Source organism: Methanomassiliicoccaceae archaeon, assembly GCA_034928305.1.
Taxonomy (GTDB): Archaea; Thermoplasmatota; Thermoplasmata; order Methanomassiliicoccales; family Methanomethylophilaceae; genus VadinCA11.
The window spans coordinates 292636-304312 of record JAYFOZ010000002.1 but is presented as its reverse complement, the minus strand read 5'-3'; the positions used below and the strand labels follow the sequence as shown (position 1 = coordinate 304312).

The 11677-nt window shown below is 54.2% G+C and carries 13 protein-coding genes; 3 read left to right on the top strand and 10 right to left on the bottom strand.

Features of this window, described 5'->3' with window-relative positions; genetic code table 11:
- The first annotated feature begins 22 nt into the window (after positions 1 to 22).
- Positions 23 to 580, top strand: a complete 558-nt coding sequence (locus VB016_03340; protein MEA4977568.1) for a hypothetical protein — start codon at positions 23 to 25, stop codon at positions 578 to 580.
- On the opposite strand, the gene VB016_03335 is transcribed toward VB016_03340, so the two are convergent.
- The 9 genes from VB016_03335 to VB016_03295 form a co-directional block, all read right to left on the bottom strand.
- Positions 581 to 1141, bottom strand: a complete 561-nt coding sequence (locus tag VB016_03335; GenBank protein MEA4977567.1) for a hypothetical protein — start codon at positions 1139 to 1141, stop codon at positions 581 to 583. It abuts the gene before it with no gap.
- A gap of 73 nt (positions 1142 to 1214) precedes the next feature.
- On the bottom strand, positions 1215 to 1493 hold the full coding sequence (locus tag VB016_03330) for a DUF2098 family protein (GenBank protein MEA4977566.1): 279 nt from the start codon (positions 1491 to 1493) through the stop codon (positions 1215 to 1217).
- A gap of 4 nt (positions 1494 to 1497) precedes the next feature.
- On the bottom strand, positions 1498 to 3156 hold the full coding sequence (gene mcrA / locus VB016_03325; protein ID MEA4977565.1) for a coenzyme-B sulfoethylthiotransferase subunit alpha: 1659 nt from the start codon (positions 3154 to 3156) through the stop codon (positions 1498 to 1500).
- 4 nt (positions 3157 to 3160) lie between these two features.
- Complete coding sequence (mcrG, locus tag VB016_03320) at positions 3161 to 3934, bottom strand: coenzyme-B sulfoethylthiotransferase subunit gamma (protein ID MEA4977564.1); 774 nt, start codon at positions 3932 to 3934, stop codon at positions 3161 to 3163.
- Between the two features lie 2 nt (positions 3935 to 3936).
- A complete protein-coding gene (mcrD, locus tag VB016_03315) occupies positions 3937 to 4365 on the bottom strand; it encodes a methyl-coenzyme M reductase operon protein D (protein ID MEA4977563.1) in 429 nt (142 codons plus the stop codon).
- 6 nt (positions 4366 to 4371) lie between these two features.
- Entirely contained in the window at positions 4372 to 5700 is a 1329-nt protein-coding gene (gene mcrB / locus VB016_03310; protein MEA4977562.1) for a coenzyme-B sulfoethylthiotransferase subunit beta, read from the bottom strand.
- 204 nt (positions 5701 to 5904) lie between these two features.
- Positions 5905 to 6615: a DUF169 domain-containing protein gene (locus tag VB016_03305; protein ID MEA4977561.1), complete on the bottom strand. Its 711-nt coding sequence runs from the start codon at positions 6613 to 6615 to the stop codon at positions 5905 to 5907.
- 86 nt (positions 6616 to 6701) lie between these two features.
- On the bottom strand, positions 6702 to 7727 hold the full coding sequence (locus VB016_03300; protein MEA4977560.1) for an MtaA/CmuA family methyltransferase: 1026 nt from the start codon (positions 7725 to 7727) through the stop codon (positions 6702 to 6704).
- A gap of 82 nt (positions 7728 to 7809) precedes the next feature.
- Entirely contained in the window at positions 7810 to 8532 is a 723-nt protein-coding gene (locus tag VB016_03295; protein MEA4977559.1) for a metallophosphoesterase, read from the bottom strand.
- Between the two features lie 38 nt (positions 8533 to 8570).
- On the opposite strand from VB016_03295, the gene VB016_03290 reads away from it, so the two are divergent.
- Positions 8571 to 9371: a ribonuclease H-like domain-containing protein gene (locus VB016_03290; GenBank protein MEA4977558.1), complete on the top strand. Its 801-nt coding sequence runs from the start codon at positions 8571 to 8573 to the stop codon at positions 9369 to 9371.
- Positions 9352 to 10767: a DHH family phosphoesterase gene (locus VB016_03285; protein MEA4977557.1), complete on the top strand. Its 1416-nt coding sequence runs from the start codon at positions 9352 to 9354 to the stop codon at positions 10765 to 10767. The genes VB016_03290 and VB016_03285 overlap by 20 nt, the downstream gene beginning before the upstream one ends.
- Here VB016_03285 and argF read toward each other — a convergent pair.
- Positions 10760 to 11674, bottom strand: coding sequence for an ornithine carbamoyltransferase (gene argF / locus VB016_03280; protein MEA4977556.1), 915 nt, complete (start codon positions 11672 to 11674; stop codon positions 10760 to 10762). The genes VB016_03285 and argF overlap by 8 nt on opposite strands.
- Positions 11675 to 11677 lie beyond the last annotated feature (3 nt).

Sequence of the window (11677 nt, the reverse complement as noted above, 5' to 3'; positions counted from 1 at the left end):
AAACCTAGCAAGGAGAGATAAAATGACAATAACAAACGAGTGTCCGGAACTCCCCCTAAGCATAGTCAAGGGCCTCAGAGGCGTAGTCTACGGTTTTTACCTGGACGACAAAATAATTGATGACCTGAGGGCCGAAGAAGCAACCGTACGGGCAGGGGGCGGAAATATCCAGGTCGACAACCAGGGATTCTCGCAGGCATTGAAGAGAGAGCACATAATATGCATTATCAAAGATCCCCGCTTCAGACCCCCGCCGGAGGCTACCGTGGTATTGGTAGATTCGTGCGGCAACCTAATGGGCACCGAGGTATTCCCGTTCAACGCTAAAGAGTACGAGGGCCGTAACGACGCCGTATGGCTATCCGACGGCTTTATTGTGTTCCCCGAGGTCAGGGGAATTGGGACAGAGAGTTTCGTAATGCCTCCGGTATCTTTCCCGGAGCTCAATCAGAGCAACGGATGCAAAGATGTCATCTCGTGCAGCCCTGCGCCCACTTCCGATCTGATGATCAAGAATTACTACGGATACGAAGATGACCCGCGCCTCGCCTCGATCCTCGTGGCCTTTAACAAATGCTGATCAGTCTAAGGTGAAATTTCCCCGCAGTTCTTCTACCTTACGAGAGAGGCTGACCACATCGGTAACGGAACTTATATGACTGGTCAGAAGCCCGGAAGCGGTCTTATTGATAAGTCCCAGCTTGACGTCCAGAGCTTCGGCCATGCTCTTCTCGACCTTCAATTTAAAGGAATTGATCCTCCACATGTCGAGGTCGATCCCTATATCGGCTATCGTTCCGATGGGAACAAGGTCCGAGGTAACGACCTTCTTGCCCATCAGCGCGGTCGCCTTGTCGGTCCCTGTGTTGTCGGCCACCAGCGCTTTTTGCAGCTGGTCACGGGTCTCCGGAATCAGTACCACGTCATTGATGTCGTATGCACCTATGTTCAGAGAAAACTGCGGCTTCCTGAAAGCCGATACGCCCAGCACCTCTCCGAGGCCTTTAGAGCCGCGGACGCCGATGGAGCGTATGACCCACGATTCCGATTCGTAGTACACGTCGATCACATCGCCGACGACATAAGCGTCGCTGCTGATTATCGACTTGTCCTTGAGGAAGCTGAACATTCTCATTGCCATACCCGGCAGATATCGTACGATATAGAAAAAACCGCCGTTAGAACGGTAAAAAAAGAAAATTAGGGGAAGTGGTTTATCCGCCGCCCGAGGGCATAAATCCAGATATATCGACGTCGCGTGCGGTTTTCGCAGCATCTTCGATCGTCTGCATTCTGCCTTCGAACTTCTTGTCGCGATCCTTGTAGGAGACAGGGCTGTACTCCGATTCGTCTGCCGGGACCAGGAACGTCTGGTCATAATAGAGCCCGGTGTAGTCCAGTCTGAACCAGACCTTGCCTCCGCTCTCTCTGACCTCGGTCACTTTCCCGACCGTCGATGTCGGAAGGTACTTCGCGAAATCTCCTACCTGCACGGGATCATCCCTTGATGACCGCGGTCCTCTCGCCTGCAGGGACGAACTCCCTGAGCCCGCCGCGTCCGATCTCCTTCGTCACGTTGGCGAAGTCGAACTGGAGCGATGGGTCGGCGAAGGCGACACGTATGAACGGGTTGGCTGTGAAAGCGTCTCCGCGTGCGACGTGTGCGGCCTTGGGTATTCCGGTGTATCCGGAGAGGTGACCGACGTTCATTGCGTAGTTGGGGTAGTTCGGTCCGCGGCCTTCCATCGGCAGACCCTCGTCGGATCTGTAGGCGAAGGAGTTGGCGGAACCGCACTGGTCCTGGAGGTCGTATCCGTAGAATCCGAGCCTTCCGGCCCTCTCCTTGTGCTCGAGCATGGAGTAGTACCAGCAGTTCAGACCGCAGTCTGCGACACCGGTGGCCATCGCACCGGCGATACCGGTGGACACGGCCGCGACGGTAGACCTCTGGGATCCTCCGAAGTGGGTCTCCATGATAGCGGGGTACCTCTCGTACATCTCGAGGGAGTAGCTGTTAACGTCCTCGGCGAGGTTCATGAGCTCGTCGTAGTTGTTGGGGTCCAGCTTGCAGAATCCTCCGTACTTCTTGTTGATCTGGTCGATACCGTAGTAGACGTAGTCCTCGAGGATGTTGTCGGTGTATGCCGCAGTAGCGTACTGGGTAAATCCGACTCCTCCGGACATGTATCCGCCGAGATAGATCTGATCGTAGACGATGGCTCCGAGCGCCACAGCCTCAAGTGCTGCGCGTCCGGGGTCATCGGGGTACACACGGTCGGACTGGGCCATATCGGCCATGAATCCGAACGGGATTCCTCCGGGTTCGTTGGGTCCCCTGGCACGCCTAGCGGGCATCATGCTTCCCATGTTGATCGACTGGTGCTTCGCAGAGTATGCGAAGTCCGCGATAGCCGCCTCTCCTGCCGCAAGCTTGTAAGCAGAGATGAAAGCCATCGAAATCTGCATTGCTGCATGCCTGGATGTGGTGGCTCCGTCCATGACCCTTCCAACGATGGAAGGGACGCGGACTGCCTGCATCAGGGTCTTTCCGACGGCTGCCTTCAGCTGCTTTGCCTGTGCGGCGGGGAAGAGCTTGTTGATGTCGATGACGAATCTCTTGTCGAGCTCGTCGATCAGCTCATCGTCTCCGGAGAACACTTTGACATACGAGTCGTACACCAGTGCGGGGTTGACTTCTGCCATGTGCTCCTGAACGACCGCTCCTCCGGGCATTGTGTGGTTGACCGTCTCGAGGTATGTGTTGATGGTCTCGGGTGTGATCTCTTTACCAAGCCTTCTCTCGATGGTCTGGTGAGGAGAGTCGAGACCGACAAGGATAGTCCTCCTGATGTCGTCCCACGCCTGCTGGATGGCAGGGTTGTTTATGCAGTGGAGATCGTCGGGCTCGACGAAGATGTCGGTGTGCGAGAGCTGGTAGGGCATCCACGACCTCTGTCCGAGGGGGACTCCTATGTCCTCGTTCATCATGGGGAATCCACGGTCTTTCGCGATCTTTTCAGCCGCTGCCTGGAACTCCACTTTGCTCTTAGACTGTTTCCAGCCGCCGTACTTGTAGTAGCTGGTGGATATGTCGGTAGGCTCCTCTTTGAATTTCTTCTTGACGGCCTCCATGAACATTTTCTCTTTTGTTGCCATTGATTTACACCCCCTTCACTTTGAAAGGCTGGTATCCGCCCAGTGTCCTGAGTTTGTGGATCCTGTGCTGGTATTTTGTGACCTCTTTGTCGTCCCTCATGTCGACTCCGTCGGCCCTGAAGATGGTTGTCCTCTTCTTGAGGTCTTCCATCGATGCGGGGGCTCCGACAAAGACTTCCTTGTCGAGGGGCAGCGCGACCTGGTCCTTCACGTACTTGACCTCTTTCCTCTTGGGGTCCCACAGGTATCTCTGCCAAGCGTCGAACATAAGTCCGTTCTCGTCGAGACGGCAGGCGTGACCGTGAACGGTCGCACCCCTGATTCCTGTAAGCGCGGCGTCAAAGGTCTCGTTCTCGATGAACTCTTTCGCCATTTTCTCAAGGTCTCTCTCCCTTACTTCGATGATCTGCCTTCCGGACAGGGTACCGGTGTCGATACCTCTGTACCTGGACAGATACATCCATGCCCTCTGGTAGGGGGACACGGGTGCGAAGTATACGGAGTCGGTAAACTGGATGTACCTGATTCTGTCTCCGTGCTTGGCACCGTCGATGGGGGTGACCAATTTCCTGATGGGGCAGTCCGGCTCGGAGCCCTCCTCGATGGGGGGGTGAATAGACTTGTAGTCCTCTCCGGGGTTGCGGTGTCCCATGAGCTTGACGACGTCCTCGATGGGGACTTCGCGAAGTTTCTGCAGTTTTACTTTGGGGTCCATCAGTCTGCGCCTTGCGACGGCAGGGCTTGTGGTTCCGGGGTAGAACTGTCTTTTGTATGCCATATTTAAACACCTCTGTAATCAATGAGAGTAGGTCTGTATTTCGAGTATCTTCCGATCTCAAGGTTGAATCCGTGCTCGATGTGAGCGTCGCAAACAGCCTTGATCTTTCCAACGGTCTCGTCGAGTACCTTGCCGTCCTCAACATCGAGCTCGATGAAAAAGTAGCCGACTAAACTTGTCAGCTCCACATTTTTATCGCCGACTTTGATGGTGCGGCGCTGTGTGTGGTTGTTATCAAGTCCCTTGTTGGGTCCGCTGTTGATCTTCCTTGGCAGGCTCTCGCCCGACATCGTGATCTGTCTTATGTGCTCGATCTCCTCGAACCCGTTGAGAACCTTCTCGGTTGTCTCTGCGATCAGGAGACGGGTGGTGGTGATCCTCACTTCAGGGAGGGGCACGCCCGCATATTCCGCTGGGGGATTGCTCGACATTTATTCTCAGACCTTCTTCTTTATTTTCTTTGCCTCAGCCGCTACGACCTGGATGGGGTAGCGGAATTCGTCCATGTCACCGAAGACTTCTTTGAAGGCTCCGGACGTGGCCTCTGCAGAGAAGGTCTGCGTTCCACCATCAAGGCAGTTTCCTGCTGTAACGGCTGGAATCAGAACACCCTTGGAGTGCCTGGTAACGACGTGGTTTCCGTGGAACAGTCCGGGTCCGCCTCCACCGTAGATGGAGTGAGAGAAGAACGACATTCCGACGCAAACACCCATCGACCTTCCGTAGTCGACACCGGGGAGTCCGGTCTCGTGCTCGAGCAGGTCGTTGTAGTACAGAATCGTAGAAGGCACACCCTGGGCGGCCCTTGCGGCTCCGACGTTTACCATGACTGCCGCGACCTGTCCCACTGCCGCATATGCGTTCCAGAGGGGGAGGTCGTCGGTCGTGTACACCTTGTATCCGGACGGGAGGGTCTCTTTCACGCGGATGACCTTATCATCGATGGCCTTCTCCATGAGGGATTCGATAACGGTTCCGACGGTTCCGGTCTTTCCGTTCTTTTTAACGATGGAGTACAGCATGTTGTTGGCGTTGAGTCCCTGGTATGCGAGTCCGAGGAGGTGTCCTCTCTCGAAGGGCCCTACAGCGTCTCCCATCTCGAAGGCAGCGGTCTGCTCGAAGATCGCGGACAGGGCTACTCCCTGCATGGCGTTCCTGTTGACCAGTGCAACGACGTGGTTGGACATGATGTTCCTGAGAGCGTATCCTGCTCCTTCGTTGTTCTGGGGAACTTCGAGGATGGATTTTACGTTAGAACCGGAAAAGTCGACGGTCTGGGGGTACCTTCCCCATACTGCTCCCTTGACCATGTTTGCCTTGTACATAGGGATCTTGAACTCGTCAATGATCGCCTCTGTAACGGCGGCTGCGGTTGAGGTGAATCCGGTGGTATACTCGATACCGACGTTCGCCCTCTCAACGGGTAGAACGACGATGAGGCTCTTTCCTCCGGACTTGACTTTAACGATGGTGTCGTCATCGGGAGTTACCTGAATCATGTCTTTAACTGCAGCTGCGATCTTCTCAGCATTTGCTACCAGGGGGATGTCGATCTCTTTTCCCTTGATGGTCATGCCCATCATCGAGCCGGTCTTGAGAGCTTTCTCGATACCGGTGAGATTGACAGCGCATGTCCTCTTGGTGAGGTCTCCGATCTTCTGGATCGCTTTGTTGCGCAACGGACTGATGGCTTCCAACGGAATATCTTTCGCAATGCGTTTTCCGTTGTCGTCATACAAGTCTATTACGTCCTCGTATTTTGGCATTTTTTACCTCCGTTCAATTTTTGCAGGATTGGGTCCTGCGCCCCTTGCATTTCGCGTAACCTGTTATCCTAATATAAAACCAACCCTTAAACACTGTTGAAATGATAAAAAATAACAAAAAACAGCGTACTTGATGCTGTTTTAGTGTTACCTAGTATTTAAATAGATTATTTTTGCGGTATTTCCGGGCCGTTATTTCGCGAATTATTCGCGTTTTGCCTTCTCCATCATGCCTTTTTCGTACTTCTCCAAATGCGTTACGAAACCCGGAATCATGCCGTAGGGGATACCCGCGGCAAGCTCGTCGGCAGCCATATCGGTCTTCTTGCGGCAGCCGAAGCAACCGAGAGATACATTGGGCCTTTGTGTGACCAAGGGGTATGCTGTCACGTCCTCGCATGCACATTGGAACGCGGAGGTGCTGAACTCGACCCTCCCTCCCTTTTCGGCGGTGGCAAGCGGCACTATCCAGTATATTCTCTCCGGAATGTCGATCGTTATGACCACGTCAGGCTGGAAATCGGCATCCTTGAGCGGACAGATTATCTCGCCGACCATCCGTCCCTTCGGGATCTTCCTGTCGGATATCATCTTGGCCGCCGCTTCCGGCGAATCGAATGCCCCGACATTGTAATGGAACGTACCGTCGGCGACCATCTTGGGAGTTTCAACGATGCCCAATGCGGACGAGCCGACGTGACAGCTCTGGTCCTCAAGCTTCATTGTGATATACTCGCCCTTTCTCGCACGCATGACCGCCTGGCAATGTGACATCTGACCTTCCGGTTTCCTGTACCCTCCGGGAAACTCTTCTCCGGCAGGTATCAGTTTCACGGCCACCGGCTCGTACCTGAGTTTTAATATGGACTTGATCTTCGAGGCGTATTCCGAGTTGTCGGCCAGAAAATTTGACATGCTCCCGACAGCGGGAACGGCGATAATAAACATTATGAAAATGAAAGGAAAAGTAAGAGGTTTTAATGATCAGGGTTTGAGCGAGCTCATCCCTTGACTGCCTTGACCATGGCCGCCATGTTCTCATCGGGGGTGCCGGTAGCGATACCGCATCCGGACGAGATGACGTTGAATCCCGCTTTGACGGAATTCTGGGTTCCCTTGATGACCTCTTCAGGGGTTCCCTGGAAGAGGGGTCTGACGGATCCGACGTTTCCGACGAGTACGGTCTTTCCGCCGACGTGCTCTACGGCTTTGAAGGGGTCGACCTTTTCTTCGATAGACAGTCCGGTAACGCCGGTCTCGATCATCATTTCGAGGATGGGCAGGGTGTCTCCGCATATGTGGAGCACCGAGTATCCGCCCTTTATCGAGGCGAGGGATTCGGAGACGTATTTTCCGGATGCATCGTGGAACATGTCAGGGGCGATCATGTCGGTGGACGCGGTGGGCTCGGACATCTGGATGATATCTGCTCCTCCATCGATGAGGGCCTGACAGTATGCCTTGCACACGGGGGTAACTCCTTTTACCCAGTTGGAGACCTGGTCGGGGTCCATCATCATTCCGAAAACGAGGTTCTCGGTGCTGACCATGTGGCCGGCCAGAGAGAAGGGTCCGGTGTTTCCTGCTACGATGCAGTATTTTTCGCCGTGGGTCTTCTTCATGATGCCCATCGCCTTGATGACTTCGGCGGGCCTGCCGCCTGCAATGAACTCCTCGGGGTCCATAAGTCCGTCGGGGCTGTCATATTCGCCGGTCATCGGGTCGAATTTGTACGGGTGTTTTTTGATCATCGGGGCCGCGTCTCTCTTTTCAACGGCGACGTTGCATCCGAGCCTCTCGGCCTCTGCGGTCAGGCAGAAGGGGGCCCTGCAGCACTCGAAACCGAATACATCGGCCTGTGCGGATCCCAGTTTTGCCATAAGCTCAGCGGATTTGTGGGCCTCGGGCCATGCGGCACCGACCTTGTCCATCTGTCCGAGAGTGGCGGACTGTGTGAAGATCGCTACCGGCGGCCTGTCGAGGGTCTCTTGTTTCATCGCTGCAAGCACTCTTTCTCTTGGAGTCATTGACATAGATTAATTCTCCTGCGGTTAGAATAACCTACTATTATTTAATGTTCAGGTGTGCATTGTTAGGGGGGCCAAAATCTCAACCCAGTTCCATATCTTCTAATCCGGAAAGCTTACCCAGCTCCATTATCCCGAGGTCAGACACCCCGTAGATTTCCGCATTGCCTGTGTCGCATCCACGCAATGCGGGCGCCATTGACGAACCCTCCGAAAGCAGGTCGTTGCCCATAGAAAACGGGCTGAACGGCGGCAGGACCAGTACCCCTTCCTTCCTTGCCAGAACGAAACAGTGTATTTTTGTCCCTCCTGAACCCGAACCGGGAATCCTGACCGCAGGATGCTCGTGTCCGATTATCACCGGACGGAATCCCGAATCTACGTGTCCGTGCTCAAGCCTATAGCCTGCGACATCTACGTGATCTGTTGCAACCATGTCTCTGCTCGCCAATATGTTCTGAATATAATTGTCATGGTTGCCTTTTATCACCAGCGTCTCCACTGCCTCGCCCAGCAGATCGAGTACTCCGAGTACTTCGGACGAGGCCGCGCGTTCGGAACGCCTGAAATCGTGTTTGATGTCCCCGAGAAGGACTATTCTCTCGGGCTCGTAACGTCCGATGATGCGATTCAGTGCGTCCCTTATCGTGCCGGTGTTTATCCGGGGGAGATAGACTCCTTCTTCTTCGAGAGCTTTTTCATAACCGAGATGCAGATCGCCTATCACTGCCGTCCGGCCGCTCTCGAGAAGAACACACCTGTCGCTGGTGATCCTCACGTCCGGAAGTATCTCGAGCGTCCGCATAGGCATCGCGATGCTGTCGCGGCGTATTAATCCGATGCATGCAAGGTTTTTTTGAGTGGTTCGGACATGAGCCTGCAATGATGAGGCACACTTTCAGGATCGCCCCTTCCATCGGGATGAAGAAGGAGAGGTCCATCTGGATGTCGGGGGTCCGCGATTGGGACGACTTCCTGAGCGCAAATAGCGTATGCTCTGTGCCCGAATACAGAAAGAAAGAATGCGATCTGGCTATTTCCAATGCCTATGAGCTTTTGGATGATGGGGACGCGGCCGGCCTGAGAGACCTCCTTCCAAAATCCGAACAATGGCGCCTTTTCGGCGATTTCAGGGACGGGGCCGCATACCTGGACATAGAGACCGACGGACTCGAAAGAGATTCGCTGGTTACTGTTGTGACCGTTCATAAGAATGATGACACTGTGACCCTCATACATGGAAAGGACCTTGATGCAGGAACAATCTCCGATGCCTTGAAAGACGTATCGATGCTCGTCACATTCAACGGCAGCTGCTTCGACCTTCCCGTCCTGAAAGAAAGCTTTCCCGCCCTTGACCTGGGAATGCCTCATCTGGATCTGCGGTTCGCTTCCAGGAGGGTCGGTTACAGGGGGGGCCTCAAGAACCTGGAGATAGAGGTCGGGATATCCAGGGATGACGGCATCAAAGGCGTCGACGGCTTCGAGGCTGTACGTCTGTGGAACCGCTGGAACAAGCATGGGGATATGGATTCTCTGAAAAAACTGACCGAATACAACAGGGCGGACACCATCAATCTGAAGCAGGTGGCGGACGTCATATATCCGAAACTGGTGAGAGAACATGCCGGATATGTGTGGTGACCTGCCGTCGTTCGAGGGCGCGGCGGAACGTGCGGCGAACGCCATCAGAAAAGCAAAAAGCGCTCTTGTGATTTCACACATCGATGCGGACGGCATAGCGGCCGGCTCTATCGCATCCATCGCGCTTAGACGTCTGGGGATAGATCATACGGTCATCTTCGAGAAGAAAATAACCGAAGAAGTGGTGAACAAGGTCAACTCGAGCAAGGAGGATATCGTCTGGATATGCGATCTGGGAAGCGGATACCTGTCCGAGTTCAATAAAAACGGCCTCGTTATCACCGACCACCATGTACCAGATACCAGAAAGAGGCGCAGACAGGCGACCCTTGACGATTTTTCTGCTACATTTCATGTGAATCCGCACTGCTTCGGAATGGATGGATCCATAGAGATCAGCGGCGCAGGATCTACTTACATCGTTGCAAAGAAAATAGATCCCGGAAACATCGACTTGGCATATCTGGCACTTATCGGTGCCGTTGGAGATTTCCAAGACGGCAGAGAGTCGGGGCTCATAAGCCTGAACCGCATGATAGTGGAAGACGCCGTAATGGCCGGGGACATTTTGCCGGAGAACGACCTGAGACTTTTCGGCAGAGAAACCAGAAGCCTGGTTCAGTTCCTTCAATACAGTAACGATCCGGAGCTCCCGGGTTTGTCGAACTCCGGACATGCATGCGTGAGATTCTACTCCGACCTCGGAATAGACATTAACTCTGAGGGGAGGTCCAGATCGTGGAACGACCTTGATCCCTCCGAAAAAGGAAAAGCGACTTCTAAACTCCTCAAGATGCTCGGAAACCCCACGGACGCCAAACATCTGTACGGCGAAGTTTACACGCTGCCGCGTTTCGACCTTGGGACCGGGCTAAGGGATGCCAAAGAATTTGCAACAATACTGAACTCCTGCGGCAGATATGAAGATGCCGAGACTGGAATGAGGATCTGTTGCGGCGACCGCACCGCATTGGAAGATGCGGAACGTAACCGCACCGAGCACAGACGCAACATATCTGCCGCCATCTGCTACATCAAGGAAAACCATCTGATGCGCGAAAGCAGATTCATCCAATACTTCGACGCAGGCGACCAGATAAAGGAAACTGTGGTCGGCATAGTCGCAGGAATGATGCTAAACTCCGACGAATGCAAAAGGTGGCTTCCGATAATCGCATTCGCCGACGCTGACGACGGCGTCAAAGTATCGGCACGTGCCGACCGTTCGCTGGTAGACAGGGGACTGAACTTATCGGCCGTCATGAAGAAGGCCTCCGAGCTGGTCGGAGGCTTCGGAGGAGGCCACAGCGTTGCCGCCGGGGCCACCATCCCGCCTGAAAAAAAAGAAGAGTTCCTCGAGATCGTCGAGGACCTTGTTTCCTGCCAGGTCATTTGAGCAACATGTAGAGTACTGCTTTCTGAGCGTGGAGACGGTTCTCCGCCTGGTCGAATATCACGCTGTGCTGCCCGTCTATGACCTCGGAAGTTATCTCCTGGCCCCTGTGGGCGGGCAGACAGTGCATCACAACGCAGTCGGGTTTTGCCATTTTAAGGAGGTCGCTGTTGATCTGGTACATATTGAATATCCTGATCGCTTCCTCCACCGGCGTCTCGTCACCCATGGAGATCCATGTGTCGGTGTATAGTATGTCGGCGTCCACACATGCCTCTTTAGGGTCGTGGGACGCGATGATCTTACTGCCGTTCTGGTCCGCTATACGGGAGGCCTTCAGCATTATCTCTGCGTTGGGCATCCTTACGGCAGGGCAACATGCGACCATGTCGAGCCCCAGTATCGCCGAAGCGTAGAGCAATGAATTACACACGTTGTTGCCGTCCCCGAGATATACGAGCTTTTTGCCGCGGAATCCGCCTTTCTTCTCCTTGATGGTGACCATATCGGCCAGAGCCTGACACGGGTGCTCCAGATTATCCAGGCCGCTTATCACCGGGATTGTCGCGAACTCTCCGAACTTGTCCATGGTCTTGTAGTCCCTGGCACGGTACATTATCCCGTGGACGAACCTGCTCATGACTTTGGCCGTATCCTCCACGGTCTCTCCGTGGTCCATCTGCATCTTGGACTCGTCGATGTAAAGTGCATGCCCGCCGAGCTCGGTGATGGCTACGTCAAAAGAAATGCGCGTCCTCGTGCTCGGTTTTTCGAAAATCATTGCGAGGGTCTTTCCTGCCAGCGGGTCACCGTGATTTCCGCGTTCCTGCTTCATCTGAATCGCCAGATCGACAAGCTCGGACCATTTGTCCTGCATGTCCACTACTGATATTAGATCCCTCTTGGCCATAGG

Excerpts from the sequence above, each read along its gene's own strand:
- VB016_03295 (MEA4977559.1), bottom strand. The coding sequence starts at position 8,532 with ATGCGGACGCTCGAGATACTTCCGGACGTGAGGATCACCAGCGACAGG.
- VB016_03335 (MEA4977567.1), bottom strand. The coding sequence starts at position 1,141 with ATGGCAATGAGAATGTTCAGCTTCCTCAAGGACAAGTCGATAATCAGC.
- VB016_03300 (MEA4977560.1), bottom strand. The coding sequence starts at position 7,727 with ATGACTCCAAGAGAAAGAGTGCTTGCAGCGATGAAACAAGAGACCCTC.
- VB016_03285 (MEA4977557.1), top strand. The coding sequence starts at position 9,352 with ATGCCGGATATGTGTGGTGACCTGCCGTCGTTCGAGGGCGCGGCGGAA.
- mcrB (MEA4977562.1), bottom strand. The coding sequence starts at position 5,700 with ATGCCAAAATACGAGGACGTAATAGACTTGTATGACGACAACGGAAAA.
- mcrG (MEA4977564.1), bottom strand. The coding sequence starts at position 3,934 with ATGGCATACAAAAGACAGTTCTACCCCGGAACCACAAGCCCTGCCGTC.
- mcrD (MEA4977563.1), bottom strand. The coding sequence starts at position 4,365 with ATGTCGAGCAATCCCCCAGCGGAATATGCGGGCGTGCCCCTCCCTGAA.
- VB016_03290 (MEA4977558.1), top strand. The coding sequence starts at position 8,571 with ATGCAAGGTTTTTTTGAGTGGTTCGGACATGAGCCTGCAATGATGAGG.
- mcrA (MEA4977565.1), bottom strand. The coding sequence starts at position 3,156 with ATGGCAACAAAAGAGAAAATGTTCATGGAGGCCGTCAAGAAGAAATTC.
- VB016_03305 (MEA4977561.1), bottom strand. The coding sequence starts at position 6,615 with ATGTCAAATTTTCTGGCCGACAACTCGGAATACGCCTCGAAGATCAAG.
- VB016_03340 (MEA4977568.1), top strand. The coding sequence starts at position 23 with ATGACAATAACAAACGAGTGTCCGGAACTCCCCCTAAGCATAGTCAAG.
- argF (MEA4977556.1), bottom strand. The coding sequence starts at position 11,674 with ATGGCCAAGAGGGATCTAATATCAGTAGTGGACATGCAGGACAAATGG.